Genomic DNA, 17,570 nt, shown 5'->3' with positions numbered 1-17,570 from the left:
TCAGCGCAGGCAGCGCTGGATGCGCTTCTCGTCCTCCGCCAGCTGGCGTCGCATCAGCGAGAGGAAATCGCGCGCCGTGGCCGAAAGCACCTTGCCCGCCGGCATGGCGAGCACGCACGAGAAGAACACGTCGGCCGCGAGCCGGCGCACGACCAGGCCGCGATCGGCGTAGTCGAGCGCCGTGACCGGATTGACCAGCCCCACGCCCAGCCCGCGCAGTGCCATCTCGCACACGCTGGCCGCGTAGGGCGTCTGCACCGCGGCGCGCAGTACCACGCCACGTTCGGCCAGCGCGGCCTCGAGCCAGCGGTGCGAAGGATCTTCGGGATTCAGCGCGAGGAAGGGCACCTGCGCGAGCTGCTCGAGTTCGATGCGCTTGAAGCGCGCGAGCGCGTGGCCCTGCGGCATCACGACGACGCCCGGAAAGCGCGCGAAGGTCGAATGCGCGATGCCGTCGAGCGGCAGTTCGTCGGCCATCAGCCCGAAGTCGGACAGGCCCTTGGCCACGCGGTCGCGCACGTCCTTCGAGCTGAGCACCTGCAGCGAGACCTGCGGCCACGGATCGTCGCCGCGCTGGGTCTTGAGCCGTTCGAGCGCGCGCGGCATGAAGCCGAGCCCGAAGGCGGGATAGCAGCTGATCTCGAGCTGGTTGGTGCCGAAGTCGCGCAGGCTGCGCATCCGGTGCTCGATCGCGTCCATGCCGATGAAGACGCGCTCCACCTCGCTCCAGAGCGCATGCGCCTCGGGCGTGGGCACGAGGCGGGCGCCGGTGCGCTGGAACAGGCGCAGGCCGGCCTGCGTCTCGAGCCGCTTGAGCGACTGGCTGATCGCGGGCTGCGTCACATGCAGCAGCGCGGCGGCCTTGCGCGTGGAGCCGGCGCGCATCAGGGCGCGGAAGGTCTCGATCTCGGTGAAGCGCATCGATAAGTTTGGTTATCGCCTGAGTCATTTCAGCGGGTCCGATTTTATTCAGGCCTGCCTACGATGCGGCCACGCAACGACCGCTTTTCCACGCCGTGACGACCACATCGCCTCCGCCTCTCGATGGCCTCCCGCCCCAGGCCCCACCGGCCCGCGCGCCCCGCCCGGTGCGCAATCCGCGCCTGCAGGGGCTCCAGTGCCTGCGCTGCGACACGCACTACCCGCTCGCGCTCGCGAACGACGGCTGCCCGGCTTGCCGCGCGATCGGCGTGCACGTCGGCCTGCGTGCCAGCTACCTGCCCGAAGGCGGCGGCCCGCCGCTGCAGATGCCCTACGAACCGGGCTTCACGCTCGGCGAGGGCGGCACGCCGCTGCGCGACATGCCCGCGCTGGCGCGGCAGTTCGACGTGGCGGGACTCGCGCTCAAGGACGAATCGCAGAACCCCACGGGCTCCCACAAGGACCGCATGACCGCGGTGGGCGTGGCGCAGGCGCTGGATTTCGGCGCCCACACGCTGGTGCTGGCCTCGTCGGGCAATGCGGCGGTCTCGGCCGCGTACTACGCATGGGCCGCTGGCCTGGGCTGCGAAGTCGCGACCTATGGCGGCCTGCCTGCCGCCTACGCGCGGCAGCTCGATGCCCTCGGCGCCCGCCGCCGCGTGTTCAGCGACAACGCCGGCCGCTGGGCGTTCGTGCACGAGCGCTCGCAGCATGAAGGCTTTTTCGCTCTGACCAACTACCGCCTGCCCGCGCTGGGCAGCGCGCCGCTCGGCATCGAGGGCTACAAGCCGATCGCGCTCGAATGCGTCGCCGACGGCGGCGTGCCCGATCACGTGCTGGTGCCGACCGCGCGCGGCGACCTCGCCTGGGGCATCCATGCCGGTTTTCGCGAACTGCTGGCCGCGGGGCGCATCGCGCGCCTGCCGCGGCTCTGGCTGGTGGAGCCGTTCCCGCGCCTGTCGCGCGTGCTGGCCGGCGGCGCGCTCGATGGCGCCTATCCGGGCCACACGGCGCAGTTCTCGACCGCCGGCGCGACCGTGACCTACCTCCAGTGGCAGGCGGCGACCGCCTCGGGCGGCGGCGCGGTGGTGGTCGGCGACGACGAGGCGCGCGCGGCGCGCCGCATGCTCACCGCGGCCGGCATCAGCGCCGAGCTCTGCGCGGCCGCCGGTCTCGACGCGCTGCGCCAATTGCGCGCGCGCAACGCCATCGGGCGCGAGGCGAAGGTGGTGCTGATGCTCACCGCCGGCGCCGCGCGCGATCCGAGCTGGCCCGATCCGGCCTGACGGCCCCGTCATCGAAAAAAAGGACACGCCCCATGACCATCCTGCAACGCCGCGCCTTCCTTGCCGCCGGATCGGCCGCCCTGCTGGCCACGGCGCAGCCCGCCCGGGCCGCCTTCCCCGACCGGCCGATCAAGCTGATCGTGCCCTGGGCCGCGGGCGGCAGCACCGACGCCATCGCGCGCGCCATGGCGCAGCGCATGAGCCAGACCGTCGGCAGCCCGGTGATCGTGGACAACCGGCCCGGCGCCGCCGGCCAGATCGGCACCGAGGCGGCGGCCAAGGCCGCGCCCGACGGCTACACGCTCGCGATCGTCGAACTGCCGCATGCGATCGCGCCGGCGGTGACGTTGCGGCTGCCGTACGACCTGCTGCGCGATTTCACGCCGGTGACGATGATCGGCACCTCGCCGCTGGTCTTCTTCGCGGGCATGGACGACGCGAGCCGCGACTTTCGGACCTTCGTCAAGGCCGCGGCCGCGGCGCCGATGCCGCCGGCCATCGCGCACAGCGGCGCCGGCACGGTGAGCCACCTCGCGGCCGAACTGCTCGCGAGCCGCACCAAGATCCGCTTCAACATGGTGCCGTACCGCGGCTCCGCCCCGGCGCTCACCGACGTGGCGGCGGGCACGGTGGCCGGGCACTTCGCCACGCTGGCGAGCGGCGCCAGCCTGCTGGGCGCACGCAAGATCCGGCCGCTGCTCGTGACGAGCACGCAGCGCACGGGCCTGCCCGGCCTGCAGGAGGTGCCGGCCCTGGCTGAGAGCGGGCTCAAGGGCCTGGAGATCGACCAGTGGTGGGCCATGGTGGCGCCCGCCACCACGCCGCTCGAGGTCATCGAGCGGCTGCGGCGCGAGGCGATCGCGGCGCTGGACCATCCGTCGGTGCGGGAGCGCATGGCGGTGCTCGGCGTGCAGCTCAAGGGTTCCACCACGGCCGAGTTGCGGGCCTTCATGCGCGCGGAGACCGAGCGCTGGCGCAAGGTCGCGCAGGACATCGGCCTGCAGCCGCAGTAGCCCGGGCGTTCCTGCGGTTTCCGGGGCTCAGCGTCCGGTCTGGACCTTGATCCGGATCGTGTTCACGTCCCAGCCGCGGTTGCGCAGCCGCGTGACCAGCATCGGCGAGAGCTGGCGCAGCTTGGCGGCCGCCGCGCTGCCGTTGACCAGGATGCACCACACGTCGCCCTCGGCCGGGCCGGCCTGCAGCGCCGGGCGCATGGCCGGCGGGATCAGTCCCTCGACCGCGCGCAGCCGCTCGCTGGCGTCGCGCGCACGCGCCATCAGGCCCGCCAGCGTGGGCGAATCCTCGGCGGCCTGCTGCAGGGTGAACGGGGGGACGGAACGGCGATTCATGCGTAATACGGAGGTGCGGACAAGGCAGCTAAAATGCCCGGTTTGCCGACGCTTGCGCCGGCGGATCGGTAGTAGCTGCCTGCTTTCGAGGCTTGCATTCGAAGAAGGCGCGCCCAACTGCTTTCACCATATCTTAGGGAATCCGGTCGCAGTGCCTGTCGTGTCAGGTGCCGCCCATCTCCACGCCAATGGCAACCAACTTCCTGACCCAGATCTTCGGCAGTCGCAACGACCGGCTCCTCAAGCAGTATCGCAAGACGGTGGAGCGCATCAATGCGCTCGAACCCTCGTTCGAGAAACTCAGCGACGACGCGCTGCGCGCCAAGACGCAGGAATTCAAGGACCGCATCGCCAAGGGCGAGACCCTCGACGCCATCCTGCCCGAAGCCTTCGCCACCGTGCGCGAGGGCTCCAAGCGGGTCATGAAGATGCGCCACTTCGACGTGCAATTGCTCGGCGGCATGGCCCTGCACAACGGCAAGATCGCCGAAATGCGCACCGGCGAAGGCAAGACGCTGACCGCCACGCTGCCGGTGTACCTGAACGCGCTCTCGGGCAAGGGCGTGCACGTGGTCACGGTGAACGACTACCTCGCGAACCGCGACGCCACCTGGATGGGCCGGCTCTACAACTTCCTCGGCCTCACGGTGGGCATCAACCTGCCGCAGATGCCGCGCGAGCAGAAGCAGGAAGCCTACGGCGCCGACATCACCTACGGCACCAACAACGAGTACGGCTTCGACTACCTGCGCGACAACATGGTCTACGAGCCCGGCGACCGGGTTCAGCGCCACCTGAACTACGCGATCGTCGACGAGGTGGACTCGATCCTGATCGACGAGGCCCGCACGCCGCTGATCATCAGCGGCCAGGCCGAGGACCACACCGACCTCTACCTCGCGATCAACAAGGTCGTGCCGCTGCTCACCAAGCAGGAAGGCGAAGCCGATCCGCGCACCGGCGAGGGCGTGACGGTGCCGGGCGACTTCACGGTCGACGAGAAGACGCACCAGGTCTTCCTGACCGAGGACGGCCACGAGAAGGCCGAGCAGCTGCTCGGCGAGTTCGGCCTGCTGCCCGAGGGCGCCTCGCTCTACGACCCGGCCAACATCACGCTGATGCACCACCTGAATGCGGCGCTGCGCGCGCGGCATCTCTACCACCGCGACCAGCACTACGTGGTGCAGCAGGGCGAGGTGGTGATCGTCGACGAATTCACCGGTCGCCTGATGACCGGCCGGCGCTGGAGCGACGGCCTGCACCAGGCCGTGGAAGCCAAGGAAGGCGTGCAGATCCAGGCCGAGAACCAGACGCTCGCCTCGATCACCTTCCAGAACTACTTCCGCCTCTACGGCAAGCTCGCCGGCATGACCGGCACGGCCGACACCGAAGCCTACGAGTTCCAGGAGATCTACGGCCTCGAGACCGTCATCATCCCGCCCAACCGCATCAGCAAGCGCGAGGACCAGCTCGATCGCGTCTACAAGACCACGCGCGAGAAGTACGAGGCGGCGATCCAGGACATCCGCGAGTGCTACGAGCGCGGGCAGCCGGTGCTGGTGGGCACGTCGTCGATCGAGAACTCCGAGATCATCGCGGGCCTGCTCACCCAGGCGGGCCTGCCGCACCAGGTGCTCAACGCCAAGCAGCACGCACGCGAGGCCGACATCGTGGCGCAGGCGGGCCGCACGAAGATGATCACCATCGCGACCAACATGGCCGGCCGCGGAACCGACATCGTGCTCGGCGGCAACATCGACAAGCTGATCGAGGCGGTCGAGAACGACGAATCGCTCGACGAGGCCGCGAAGCAGGCCGAGGTGGCGCGCATCCGTGCCGAATGGACCAAGGACCACGAGTTCGTCAAGTCGCTCGGCGGCCTGCGCATCATCGCGACCGAGCGCCACGAGTCGCGCCGCATCGACAACCAGCTGCGAGGCCGTTCGGGCCGCCAGGGCGACCCGGGCTCCTCGCGCTTCTACCTGAGCCTGGACGATCCGCTGATGCGCATCTTCGCGGGCGACCGCGTGAAGGCGATCATGGACCGCCTCAAGATGCCCGACGGCGAGGCGATCGAGGCCGGCATCGTCACGCGCAGCATCGAGGGCGCGCAGCGCAAGGTCGAGGCGCGCAACTTCGACATCCGCAAGCAGCTGCTCGAATACGACGACGTGTCGAACGACCAGCGCAAGGTGATCTACCAGCAGCGCAACGACATCCTCGACGCGGCCGACCTCACGGCGCAGATCGCGGCGCTGCGCGAAGGCTGCTTCACCGACCTGGTGCGGCAGTACGTGCCGGCCGAGTCGGTCGAGGAGCAGTGGGACCTCGACGGCCTCGAGAAGAGCCTGGCCACCGAGTGGGGCATCGACATCCCGCTCAAGCAGGAGATCGAGGCCTCGGAGGCGGTGGCCGACGAGGACATCGTCGAGAAGGTGGTCAAGGCCGCCAACGACGCCTTCGACGCCAAGGTCGCGCTGATCGGCCAGGAGAACTTCACGCAATTCGAGCGCATGGTGCTCTTGCAGAGCATCGACACCCACTGGCGCGAGCACCTGGCGTCGCTCGACTACCTGCGCCAGGGCATCCACCTGCGCGGCTATGCGCAGAAGCAGCCCAAGCAGGAATACAAGCGCGAGGCCTTCGAGCTCTTCGGCCAGCTGCTCGACTCGGTCAAGAACGAGGTCACGCGCCAGCTCATGACCGTGCGCGTGCAGTCGAGCGAGCAGCTCGAGCAGGCCGCCGATGCGCTCGAGAGCCGCGGCGAGAACGTCTCGAACATCACCTACAGCGCGCCCACCGAAACCGGCGAGGTCGAGGTGCGCCGCGACGAGGAGAACGAGCGCCGCATCGCGGCCGCCGGGCTCGGTGCCGGCGCACTCAGTGCCGAGGCGGCCGCCTTCGCACGCGTGGGCCGCAACGATCCGTGCCCCTGCGGCAGCGGCAAGAAATTCAAGCACTGCCACGGCAAGCTCAGCTGACCGACCGCCAACCCGATAGACGACGAGAACCGCCATGCCCGTGAACCTGTCTGCTCCTGATCCCGCCGCGCTGTTCGCGGTGCCCGGCGTCCGCATCGGCGTGGCCGAGGCGGGCGTGCGCAAGGCCAACCGCAAGGACCTCACCGTGGTGCTGATCGACGACGGCGCCGCGGTCGGCGGCGTGTTCACGCAGAACCGCTTCTGCGCCGCGCCGGTGCAGGTCTGCCGCGAGCACCTGGCTGCCAACCACGGCATCCGCGCGATGGTGATCAACACCGGCAACGCCAACGCCGGCACCGGCGAGGACGGCCTGCTGCGCACGCGCACCACCTGCATCGCGCTCGCACGCCAGCTCGAGATCGCGCCCGAGCAGGTGCTGCCGTTCTCGACCGGCGTGATCATGGAGCCGCTGCCCGTGGACCGCATCGAGGCCGGCCTGCCCGCGGCGCTCGCCGATGCGGCCGAGGCCAACTGGGCGCGCGCCGCCGAGGGCATCATGACCACCGACACCATTCCGAAGGCTGCGAGCCGCCGGGTGCAGGTGGGCGGCGCCACCGTCAGGGTCACCGGCATCAGCAAGGGCGCGGGCATGATCCGCCCGAACATGGCGACCATGCTCGGCTTCATGGCGACCGACGCGAAGATCGATCCCGCGCTGATCCAGCCGCTCGCGAAGCAGCTCGCCGACGGCTCGTTCAACCGCGTGACCATCGACGGCGACACCTCGACCAACGACTCCTTCGTGGTCATCGCGACGCAGAAGGCCGCGCACGCGACCATCACCTCGCTCGATTCGGCCGAGGGCCGGGCGCTCGTCGCCGCCATGCAGGACGTGGCGCGCGAGCTGGCACAGGCCATCGTGCGCGACGGCGAGGGCGCGACCAAGTTCATCACGATCCAGGTCGAAGGCGGCCGCGATGCGGCCGAGTGCCGGCAGGTGGCCTATGCGGTGGCGCATTCGCCGCTGGTCAAGACCGCCTTCTACGCCAGCGACCCGAACCTGGGCCGCATCCTCGCGGCCGTGGGCTACGCGGGCATCGCCGACCTCGACCAGACGGGCATCGACCTGTTCCTCGACGACGTGCACGTGGCGGTCAAGGGCGGGCGCAATCCCTCGTACCGCGAGGAAGACGGACAGCGCGTGATGAAGCAGAGCGAGATCACCGTGCGCATCGGCCTGGGCCGCGGCAATGCGAGCGAGACTGTGTGGACCTGCGACTTCAGCCACGAGTACGTGACGATCAACGCCGACTACCGGTCATAAGTTCGATGAACGAGCAGTTCCAGAAACTGATCGAGCGCGCCGAGCAGCTCATCACCCGCATCGAATCGATTCTTCCCCAGCCGCTCGCGGCCCCAGCCGACTGGAACGCCTCGATCGCCTGGCGCTACCGCCGCCGCAGCTCGGGCCACGGCGTGCTCGAGCCCGTGAGGCACGTGGCGGCGATGTCGCTCGACAGCCTGAAGGAAATCGACGTCCAGAAGGAGAAGATCGAACGCAACACGCGCCAGTTCGTCGAAGGCAAGCCGGCCAACAACGTGCTGCTCACGGGCGCGCGCGGCACCGGCAAGTCGTCGCTGATCCGCGCCTGCCTGCATGCCTATGCGCCGCAGGGGCTGCGGCTGATCGAGGTCGACAAGGCCGAGCTCACCGACCTGCCCGACATCGTCGAGGTGGTCTCGCAGCGGCCCGAGAAGTTCATCGTCTTCAGCGACGACCTGAGCTTCGACGAGGGCGAGCCGGGCTACAAGGCGCTGAAATCCATTCTCGACGGCTCGGTCGCCGCGGCCACGCCCAACGTGCTGATCTACGCGACCAGCAACCGGCGCCACCTGCTGCCCGAGTACATGAAGGACAACCTCAGCTACACCCACACCGAGGACGGCGAAGTCCATCCGGGCGAGGTGATCGAGGAGAAGATCTCGCTGTCGGAGCGCTTCGGCCTCTGGGTGAGCTTCTATCCCTTCAGCCAGAACGAGTACCTCGCGATCGTCGCGCAGTGGCTGTCGTCGTTCGGCGCCGATGCGGCGGCCATCGAGGCGGCGCGGCCCGAGGCACTGGTCTGGGCGCTCGAGCGCGGCTCGCGCAGCGGCCGCGTAGCCTACCAGTTCGCGCGCGACTACGCCGGGCGGACCACCGCATGAGCGCACCGGCGGCGGACCGCAAGCACACCGAGGTCGCGGTCGGCGTGCTGATCCGCCCCGCGGACGGCGCGCTGCTCTTGTCGACGCGGCCCGAAGGCAAGCCCTATGCGGGCTTCTGGGAGTTCCCGGGCGGCAAGATCGAGGCCGGCGAGACGGTCGAGGAAGCCCTGCGCCGCGAGCTGCACGAAGAGCTCGGCATCAACATCGCGCGCGCCGAGGTCTGGAAGGTCACCGAGCACGACTATCCGCATGCGCTGGTGCGGCTGCACTGGTGCAAGGTCTCGGCCTGGAGCGGCGACTTCGAGATGCGCGAAGGCCAGCAGATGCGCTGGCAGCAACTGCCGCTCGAGGTGGCGCCGGTGCTGCCGGGTGCGCTGCCGGTGCTCGAGTGGATGGCCGAGGAGCGCGGCCTGCCTGCCGCTGCCGCGCTGGCGGTCACGACGCCGGCCTGACGCAGCCGCCGGGCGCACGGTCCCGGCGACGCCGCAGCCCCGAAGCCCATGAAGCATCCGAAGTACCGCGCCGACATCGACGGCCTGCGCGCCGTGGCGGTGGGTTCGGTGCTGGCCTTCCATGCCTTCCCAGATGCGCTGCCGGGCGGTTTCATCGGCGTCGACATCTTCTTCGTGATCTCGGGTTTCCTGATCACGACCATCATCCTGCAGAGCCATGCGGCCGGCGACTTCAGCTACCGCGACTTCTATGCGCGGCGCGTCCGGCGCATCTTTCCCGCGTTGGTGCTGGTGCTGCTCGCCACGCTGGCCTTCGGCTGGTATGCGCTGCTGCCGCGCGAGTTCAGCGCGCTCGGCAAACAGGCGGCGGGGGGCGCCGCCTTCGTCGCCAACTTCATCTTCTGGGGCGAAGCCGGCTACTTCGACACGGCGGCCGAGACCAAGCCGCTGCTGCACCTCTGGTCGCTCGGCATCGAGGAGCAGTTCTACATCTTCTGGCCCATGCTGCTGGCGCTCGCCTGGCGCCGGCGCTGGCCGATGCTGCGGCTGCTGTGGGCGCTGGCGGTGGTGTCGTTCCTGGTCAACGTGCTGACCATCCATCCGTTCCGCACGGCCGCGTTCTACTCGCCCGCCTCGCGCTTCTGGGAACTGATGGTGGGCGGCATCCTGGCCTGCATGCGCCTGCAGCCCGCGAAGACGCCGCCGCCGGTCTGGCGCAGCCATCTGCAGTCGTGCCTGGGCGTGGGCCTGATCGTGCTGGGGCTCGTGACGATCCGCAGCGACAAGGCCTTTCCGGGCTGGTGGGCGCTGCTGCCGACGCTGGGCGCGGCATGCTGCATCGCGGCCGGGCCCGCGGGCGTGCTCAACCGCTGGCTGCTCGCCTGCCGGCCGATGGTGTGGATCGGCCTCATCAGCTACCCGCTCTATCTGTGGCACTGGCCGCTGCTGGTCTACGCCCGCATCGTCGAAGAAGGCGAGCCCGCGCCTTCGGTGCGCGCGGCGATGGTGGTTGCGAGCGTGGCGCTGGCCTGGCTCACCTACCGCTTCGTGGAGCGCTTCACGCGCGCGCGGACCCGGCCCGGCATGCTGCGCGCGCTCGCGGGCGGCGCCATCGCGGTGGGGGTGGCCGGACTGCTCGCCTTCGGCGGCATGCCGCCGCGCAACGGCAGCGAACTGCTGCGGAAGGTGACCGACGCGACGGCGGACGACGACTACTACGCCGGCTTCCGCCAGCAGAAGCTCGGCGGCGCTGTGGTGAAGACGGTCGGCGCGGGCGCGCGCAAGGTGCTCCTGATCGGCGACAGTCATGTACAGCAGTACGCGCCGCGTGCGCTCGAACTGGCACGCAGCGCACCCGGGCGGATGGCGACGACCTATTTCGCCACCTACGGCGCCTGCCCGCCCGTGCCGGGCATGGTCGCCGAAGGCAATCCGGGCTGCGAGCAGGCGCGCAACGAAATGCTCGCGCTGGCGCTCGATCCGGGCATCGATGCGGTGGTGGTCGGGGCCTGCTGGAACTGCTATTTCACGGGCAACTTCCCGCTGCCGTTCTACTTCCACGAGGCGGGCTCGTCGTACCTCGTGAACAACGGGGGCGAGGGCCTCGGCCGTTCGGTCGACGCCTTGGGCAAGCTCCTCGCGACGCTCACGGCCAGCGGCAAGAAGGTGTACCTGCTGCTGGACAACGCGAGCGGCCCGGACTTCGAGCCGCGCCGGCTGATCGAGGGCAGCCGCATGGGCCGGATGGTGGCGCTCGCGAGCACGCCCGTGGCGCCGCTGCCGCCCGCGCAGGCGCAGCTCGACGAGACGCTGAAGACGCTGGCCCGCGCCAACGGTGCGGAGCCGGTCGACGTGATCGCGAAGCTCTGCGCCGACGGCCAGTGCCTGCGCGCCACGCCGGACGACGCGCCGGTCTACAAGGACCGGGAGCATCTGCGCCCCGCCTACGTCCGCAGGCACGCGGACTACATCGACCGCCTGCTGCTGTCGCCCTGAGCCGGGCGGCGGCTGCTACTGCACCTTCTTCGGATCGCCGAAAGGCTCGTCGTCGGCCGGCGCCTCGGCCGGCATGCGGAATTCCTCGCTGGCCCAGGCACCGAGGTCGATGCCCTTGCAGCGCGCGCTGCAGAAGGGGCGGTAGGGATTGCGCTCGGCGTAGACGCTGTCGCCGCCGCACGAGGGGCAGCGAACGATGCGTTCACCGATCTTCTGGCCGCCGTCGGTCATGCGCAGAGCGTGAGTTCGAACGCGGCGTCCTCGCTGCTCGGATGCAGCCGGTCGTCGGCCTCGTGCCGCATCATCCGCACCGACACCATGAGCCGGTTGCCGCTGATCTCGGGAATCAGGCCGAGCCGCGGATCGATGCGCAGCCGCAGCAGCTGGAAGCTGCGCCCCTGCGGCAGGTTCTGCTGGAACTGGCCGCCCGTGGCGATGACCTTGTAGGGCACGTCGGCCTCGCGCAGCAGCTTGAGCAGCAGGTAGATCGATTCGGCGAGCGGCGACAGCGTGGCCGACCAGCGTTCGAGGTCCGCGCGGCGGCTCGCCGCCGGCCGGTGCTGCCAGGCATAGTAGGCCGGCAGGTCGAATTCGCAGGTGCCGCCCGGGATGCCCGCGCGGCTGCGGATGCTCATGAGCCACTCGTTCTCGGTCAGCGACTGCCCGGCCTTGCCGGCCACGCTGTTGAGGGTGGCGAAGTTGCGTTCGAGCTGGCTCACGACCTGGTCGAGCACGGCTTCTGCAATGGCCGGATTGCCCCGGTAGCTGTTGAAGACGTTCTTGTGCTTGTCGAGGTCGCGCATCACGTCGGCCTTGAGGTCGGCGCGCGCGGCCACGTCCATGATCTCGAAGATCGTGACCAGCGCGTAGTGATGCGAGAGCGCGGATTCCGCAGGCACCAGTTCCCCGAGGCGGCGGAAGAGGTGCTCCAGCCGCAGATACGTGCGAATGCGCTCGTTGAAGGGGTACTCGTAGAGGATCACGCGGTTCTATAGCTTTCCTGTCGCGGGATCATAGCCTCAGGGCGTCTTTCCCGGGGGCGTCGGCAGCACCTGGCGCACGGCCGAGAGCATGCGCTCGCCGAGTTCGAACTGGCCGTACATCGACATGTGGGTGTCGTTCGGGAAGTAGAAGTCGCGCACCTGGGTGTGCTTCTCGCGCGTGAAGGCGTAGAGGTCCGGCCCGAGTCCGGACTCGCGGAAGCCCGCCTCGAAGTCCTTCGAGAAGTCCGGCTTCAGGTACACGGTGGTCTTGTTGGGAATCACCATCCACATGATAGGAAAGCGGCTGTGCGCCTTTGTGAAATTCTTCATCCACTCCAGGTGGGCCGGCGTGAGGGGGCCGTTGTCTTCATCTTCGGCGAAAAAGGGCATCTTGTCGCAGCTGCGGTGCGAGAAGAGCTTGCAACCGTCGGGCACGGGGCGCACCCAGGTGTTCCAGTCGAAGTGGATGTCTGTTGCAGACTTTTTCGCTTTCCAGGTGTTGTAGTAGGTCGTGACGCCGGTCATGAACTGCACGTTCCAGTTGGGCGCCGGGCTCGGCACCGTCTCGTCCGGCGTGATCAGCGGATGGTCCATGGCATCGAAGGGCCGGACCATCTTCTGGCACTTCATGCTGTCCCTGGTGCGGTCGCCGAGCAGGCGCTCCACGCTCTCGATGATGATCAGCTTGCCCTTGAAGCCGGCACGCTCGATCCACTGGTCGAAGTCGCTGCACAGCGCGTTCTCGTACTGGCCCCAGTAGGTGGTCGACACGCGGTAGCCGGCGCGGGTCAGGACCGACTGCCAGCGGAAGGTCATCGAGAAGCTGTCGCCGATCACCAGGATGTCGGCCTTGTCGACCGGGGTTCCTTTGAGGTAGGCGGGATCGGCCTTGGGCGGCGGGGCGGTCCATCCGAATTCACGCTCGGACAGGCGGCCGATCCGGGTCAGGTCGCCATAGGGAATGGGGCTGGTGAGCGAAACGATCCACAGCGCCATCAGGACGATGTAGCCGATCAGGAAGAAGCGCAGCCAGACTTTCGCGGGCGTCGTCATGTCGAATCAGAACTGGAAATAGAGGAACGGGCTGTAGTTGCCCAGCTTGGAGACGCACCACGCGAACAGCGCGAAGGTACCGATCGCCAGCACGGCCGTGGAGACCCAGGCCATGACGGGCCGGCCCGCCACCCCCTTCGGATGGGGGATCCAGCGCTCGAGCGTGATCGTCGGCGGCAGTGCGAGGCAGATGAAGAGCCCGACGAGCATGGTCTGGAAGAACTCGGGCTTGCGGAACGGCACCGGGCCGAGTTCGCTGAACGCCGAGGCCGGTGCGCCGTGCAGGCCCAGCATGCCCTTGTAGATCGCCATCACCGTGTGCATGCCGTCGGCGCGGAACACGACCCAGGCCAGCACCACGCACAGGAAGGTCAGCAGCCAGCCCAGCACGCCGGCGATGCGGCCCGGCGTGGCATTGCGGCGGACCTTGGCGTTCCAGAGGTGGTTGATCATCAGGAACACGCCGTGCATCGCACCCCAGATCACGAAGGTCCAGGCGGCGCCGTGCCAGAGGCCGCCCAGCAGCATGGTGAGGAACAGGTTCAGGTAGCGCCGCGCCGGACCCTTGCGGTTGCCGCCGAGCGGCACGTAGAGGTAGTCGCGCAGGAAGTTCGACAGCGAGATGTGCCAGCGCCGCCAGAAATCGATGATGTTGGTCGACTTGTAGGGCGAGCGGAAGTTGAGCGGCAACTGCACGCCGAGGCACATCGACAGGCCGACGGCCATGTCCGAATAGCCCGAGAAGTCGAAGTAGATCTGCAGCGTGTAGGCCAGCGCCCCGAACCATGCGGTGTAGAGCGTGGGCTCGATGCCCTTGTGGACGCCGTTGAACATCATGTCGGCGTACTGGCCCATCGGATCGGCGATCAGCAGCTTCTTCGCCAGGCCGAAGGTGAAGATCGCGATGCCGAGCGCGACCTTCTGGGGATCGAGCTTGTAGGTCGCGGGGTTCGCGAACTGCGGCATCATCTGCGCGTGGTGCAGCACCGGGCCCGCGATCAGATGCGGGAAGTAGGTGACGAACAGCACGTAGTGGATGAAGCTGCGCTCATGCACCTTGCCCTGCCAGCAGTCGACCAGGAAGGCGATCTGCGTGAAGGTGTAGAACGAGATGCCGATCGGCAGCACGATGTGCAGCATCGGGATCTGCGACAGCCCGGCCGCGGCGAGGCCTTCGTTGACGTTGGAGACGAAGAAGTTCGCGTACTTGAAGATCGCGAGCACGCCGAGGTTCACCACCAGGGCCGCGACCAGCAGCGACTTGCGCTTCCGGTCGTCGCGCCCCGGCGCGGGCGAGAGGTGCAGTCCGAACCAGTAGTTGACGCAGATCGAGGCCACCAGCAACGGCAGCGCCTTGATGCTCCACCAGCCGTAGAAGAACAGCGAGGCCAGCGCGAGGAAGCCCGCGGCCGACCGCGCGTTCCGCTTGCCGATCAGGAAGAAGCCGATCAGGACCAGCGGGAAGTAGACAAAAATGAAGGGATACGAATTGAAGAGCATCGCAGGAGGGCGGCACTCCGCGAAGCGCCTTTTGTCTTGATCGTTATGCGGCCGCTGCGGCGGCAAACCCTGGATTATCGCGTGGTGGGCGCTGCCCATCGCTTCCAGAGACTCTGGACCTGCGCAGCGAGTTCCTCCAGCGAGAGCGACTCGTTGAAGATCACGGCGTCCGCGGCCGCCCGGCGCAGCGGGCGCGGCGCCTGCTGGGCGATCACCGCACGCACCGCCTCGGGCGTCCAGCCGGAGCGCGCGACCACGCGCCGCAGCTGCGTTTCTTCGCTGGCATCGACCACGAGCACACGGTCGACGATGGCCCGCCAGCGGCGCGATTCGACCAGCAGCGGCACGTCGAAGATCACGGTGGCGCCCGGGCCCGCCGCAGCGGCCAGGCGTTCGGTCTCGGCGCCGATCAGCGGATGCAGGATCGATTCGAGGCGCTTCTTGGCATGGCCGTCCGCGAACACGAGCTGCCGCATCGCGGCCCGGTCCAGGCCGCCGTCGGACGCGATGACCCCGGGGCCGAACGCGGCTTCGATCGCCGGCATGGCGATGCCGCCGGGCTGCGCGATGTCGCGTGCGATCGCATCGGTGTCGACCAGCACGCCGCCCTGGGCGACCAGCATCGCGGCCACGGTGCTCTTGCCGCTGCCGATGCCGCCGGTCAGGCCGATGCGCCGCATCACGCGCCTTTCAGCGGACGAGGCCGCCGAGCGGGAAGGCGAACGGGATCCATTGCCTGACGAGCTCCGGACCGGCCGCGAGGCAGACGAGGCCCGCGCCCGCGAGGAAGGGGCCGAAGGGCATGGGAATGTCCTTGTGCGCGAGCTTGCCGACGAAGCGCAGCGTGAGTCCGATCACCGCGCCTACGAGCGACGAAACCAGGATGATCGCGATCAGGTAGTCGGCACCGAGCCAGGCGCCCAGTGCCGCCAGCAGCTTGAAGTCGCCGTAGCCCATGCCTTCCTTGCCCGTCGCGAGCCGGTAGCCGTGGTACACGAGCCACAGGCTCAGGTAGCCGAACACCGCGCCCCAGAGCGCCGAGTGCAGGGCCGCGCCGGTCCAGCCCATCGCGGCGCCGATCAGCCCCAGCCACAACAGCGGGTAGTTGAGCGCGTCGGGCAGGAACTGGGTGTCGAAATCGATCAGGAACTGGCAGATCAGCAGTGCCGCGAACGCGGCCCAGAGTGCCGCCGTCGGCGTGAAGCCGAAGCGATGGGCGCAGAGCGCGAAGAATGCGCCGGTGACCAGTTCGACGATCGGATAGCGTGGGCTGATCGCGGTCTTGCAGGCGCCGCAGCGGCCGCGCAACAGCAGGTAGCTCAGCACCGGGATGTTCTCGTACCAGCGGATCCGGTGGCCGCAGGCCCCGCAGCGCGATGCCGGCCGCGCAAGGTCGAAGGGCGGCAGGCCGTCGATGGCCACGGCCGCCTTGTCGGCCGCCGCTTCGAGACCGGCCGGCGGCGCTGCCTTGGGTCCGAACACCAGCGACCACAGCGATGGCACGTCCTTGGACGACATCAGGTTGCCCACCGCATCGGCCAGCCAGCCCCGGTACATCATGACCGGCGTGCGGTAGATCACCACATTGAGAAAACTGCCGACCAGCAGACCCAGGACGCCGGCCAGCGCGGCGTCGACCTCCTGAGAGACCAGCATCAAACCACTTGGCCCAGCTTGAAGATCGGCAGGTACATCGAGACCACGATGCCGCCGATGATGGTGCCGAGGAACACGATGATGATCGGCTCCATCAGGCTCGAGAGGCCGGCGACCATGTCGTCCACTTCCGATTCGTAGAAGTCGGCCGCCTTGCCGAGCATGTGGTCGATCGAGCCTGATTCCTCGCCGATGGCGGTCATCTGAATGACCATCGAGGGAAACAGGTTGACGTTGGTCATGGCCGTCGTGAGGCTGGTGCCGGTCGAGACCTCCTGCTGGATCTTGGCCGTGGCGTCGCCGTAGACGGTGTTGCCCGAGGCGCCGCCGACCGAGTCGAGCGCTTCCACGAGCGGCACGCCGGCCGCAAACATGGTCGCTAGCGTGCGGGTCCAGCGCGCGACGCAGGATTTCTCGATCAGCGTGCCGAACACCGGGATCCGCAGCAGCGCGCGGTCCATCACGCGCTGCACGCGCTCGTTGCGCTTCCAGGCCTGCAGGAAGAAGTAGATGCCGCCGCCGAGCACGCCGAAGATCAGCCACCAGTAGGAGACGAAGAACTCGCTCATGCCGATCACGAACAGCGTGGGTGCGGGCAGATCGGCGCCGAAGGAGGTGAAGACCTCCTTGAAGGCGGGGATCACGAAGATCATGATGATCGCGATCACCACGAACGCGACCACGATCACCGAGATCGGATACATCAGCGCCGACTTGATCTTCGACTTGATCGCCTCGGTCTTCTCCATGTACGTGGCGAGGCGGTCGAGCAGGTCTTCGAGGATACCGGCCGCTTCGCCGGCCTCGACCAGGTTGCAGTAGAGGCTGTCGAAGTACTTCGGGAACTTGCGGAAGGCCGAGGACAGCGAGGTGCCGGTCTCCACGTCGCTGCGGATGTCGTTCAGCAGCTTCGCGACGCTCGGGTTCGCGTTGCCGCGGCCGACGATGTCGAAGGATTGCAGGAGCGGAACGCCCGCCTTCATCATCGTGGCGAGCTGGCGCGTGAAGATCGCGATGTCCTTGGGCTTGATCGCCTTGCCCGAGCGCATGCGGCGCTTCTTGACCTTGGTCGCCAGCACGCCCTGGCGCCGCAGCGCGGCCTGCACCTGGTTCTCGCCGGCGGCCCGAAGCTCGCCGCGCACCAGCTTGCCGTTGCGGTCCTTGCCTTCCCACTCGAAGACAAATTCCTTGAGCGTGCTCTGGGTGCGGGTGGATGCCACTGTTGCCATTCGATCTCCGATTTGCAATG

General features: G+C 68.5%; 16 protein-coding genes. 7 read left to right on the top strand and 9 right to left on the bottom strand.

Features of this window, described 5'->3' with window-relative positions; genetic code table 11:
* Positions 1-921: a LysR substrate-binding domain-containing protein gene (locus M2165_RS05330; RefSeq protein WP_280813638.1), complete on the bottom strand. Its 921-nt coding sequence runs from the start codon at positions 919-921 to the stop codon at positions 1-3.
* Between the two features lie 167 nt (positions 922-1,088).
* Here M2165_RS05330 and M2165_RS05325 point away from each other — a divergent pair, with 167 nt between their 5' ends.
* Both M2165_RS05325 and M2165_RS05320 read left to right on the top strand, forming a co-directional pair.
* Positions 1,089-2,207, top strand: a complete 1,119-nt coding sequence (locus M2165_RS05325; protein WP_348541043.1) for a pyridoxal-phosphate dependent enzyme — start codon at positions 1,089-1,091, stop codon at positions 2,205-2,207.
* Between the two features lie 32 nt (positions 2,208-2,239).
* Entirely contained in the window at positions 2,240-3,220 is a 981-nt protein-coding gene (locus tag M2165_RS05320; protein ID WP_280813636.1) for a tripartite tricarboxylate transporter substrate-binding protein, read from the top strand.
* 27 nt (positions 3,221-3,247) lie between these two features.
* On the opposite strand, the gene M2165_RS05315 is transcribed toward M2165_RS05320, so the two are convergent.
* A complete protein-coding gene (locus tag M2165_RS05315) occupies positions 3,248-3,556 on the bottom strand; it encodes a hypothetical protein (RefSeq protein WP_280813635.1) in 309 nt (102 codons plus the stop codon).
* A 188-nt stretch (positions 3,557-3,744) separates the two neighbouring features.
* Between M2165_RS05315 and secA the strand changes: the two genes are divergently transcribed.
* From secA to M2165_RS05290, 5 genes are read left to right on the top strand one after another with little or no spacing between them, the layout of a single operon-like run.
* Positions 3,745-6,537: a preprotein translocase subunit SecA gene (gene secA, locus M2165_RS05310; RefSeq protein ID WP_280813634.1), complete on the top strand. Its 2,793-nt coding sequence runs from the start codon at positions 3,745-3,747 to the stop codon at positions 6,535-6,537.
* Positions 6,538-6,571: 34 nt separating this feature from the next.
* A complete protein-coding gene (gene argJ / locus M2165_RS05305) occupies positions 6,572-7,801 on the top strand; it encodes a bifunctional glutamate N-acetyltransferase/amino-acid acetyltransferase ArgJ (RefSeq protein WP_280813633.1) in 1,230 nt (409 codons plus the stop codon).
* Positions 7,802-7,806: 5 nt separating this feature from the next.
* Positions 7,807-8,682: an ATP-binding protein gene (locus tag M2165_RS05300; RefSeq protein ID WP_280813632.1), complete on the top strand. Its 876-nt coding sequence runs from the start codon at positions 7,807-7,809 to the stop codon at positions 8,680-8,682.
* Positions 8,679-9,134, top strand: a complete 456-nt coding sequence (locus M2165_RS05295) for an NUDIX domain-containing protein (protein WP_280813631.1) — start codon at positions 8,679-8,681, stop codon at positions 9,132-9,134. Before M2165_RS05300 ends, M2165_RS05295 begins: the two co-directional genes overlap by 4 nt.
* 48 nt (positions 9,135-9,182) lie before the next feature.
* Entirely contained in the window at positions 9,183-11,129 is a 1,947-nt protein-coding gene (locus M2165_RS05290) for an acyltransferase family protein (RefSeq protein ID WP_280813630.1), read from the top strand.
* Positions 11,130-11,144: 15 nt separating this feature from the next.
* Here M2165_RS05290 and M2165_RS05285 read toward each other — a convergent pair whose 3' ends face one another.
* The 7 genes from M2165_RS05285 to M2165_RS05255 form a co-directional block, all read right to left on the bottom strand.
* On the bottom strand, positions 11,145-11,360 hold the full coding sequence (locus M2165_RS05285) for a DNA gyrase inhibitor YacG (RefSeq protein ID WP_280813629.1): 216 nt from the start codon (positions 11,358-11,360) through the stop codon (positions 11,145-11,147).
* Positions 11,357-12,112, bottom strand: coding sequence for a cell division protein ZapD (gene zapD / locus M2165_RS05280; RefSeq protein ID WP_280813628.1), 756 nt, complete (start codon positions 12,110-12,112; stop codon positions 11,357-11,359). The genes M2165_RS05285 and zapD overlap by 4 nt, the downstream gene beginning before the upstream one ends.
* Positions 12,113-12,148: 36 nt before the next feature.
* Positions 12,149-13,165 carry a hypothetical protein gene (locus tag M2165_RS05275; protein ID WP_280813627.1) on the bottom strand — a complete coding sequence of 339 codons (1,017 nt, stop codon included), beginning with the start codon at positions 13,163-13,165 and terminating at the stop codon, positions 12,149-12,151.
* A 6-nt stretch (positions 13,166-13,171) separates the two neighbouring features.
* Positions 13,172-14,665, bottom strand: coding sequence for an MBOAT family protein (locus M2165_RS05270; protein WP_280813626.1), 1,494 nt, complete (start codon positions 14,663-14,665; stop codon positions 13,172-13,174).
* Positions 14,666-14,739: 74 nt separating this feature from the next.
* Positions 14,740-15,345, bottom strand: coding sequence for a dephospho-CoA kinase (gene coaE, locus M2165_RS05265; RefSeq protein WP_280813625.1), 606 nt, complete (start codon positions 15,343-15,345; stop codon positions 14,740-14,742).
* A gap of 10 nt (positions 15,346-15,355) precedes the next feature.
* On the bottom strand, positions 15,356-16,321 hold the full coding sequence (locus M2165_RS05260; RefSeq protein WP_280813624.1) for an A24 family peptidase: 966 nt from the start codon (positions 16,319-16,321) through the stop codon (positions 15,356-15,358).
* Positions 16,321-17,550: a type II secretion system F family protein gene (locus M2165_RS05255; protein ID WP_280813623.1), complete on the bottom strand. Its 1,230-nt coding sequence runs from the start codon at positions 17,548-17,550 to the stop codon at positions 16,321-16,323. The genes M2165_RS05260 and M2165_RS05255 overlap by 1 nt, the downstream gene beginning before the upstream one ends.
* Between the last annotated feature and the right edge of the window lie 20 nt (positions 17,551-17,570).

Source organism: Variovorax sp. TBS-050B (genome assembly GCF_029893635.1).
GTDB lineage: Bacteria > Pseudomonadota > Gammaproteobacteria > Burkholderiales > Burkholderiaceae_C > Variovorax.
The sequence above is the reverse complement of the archived record's forward strand: the minus strand, read 5'-3'. Positions and strand labels throughout refer to the sequence as shown.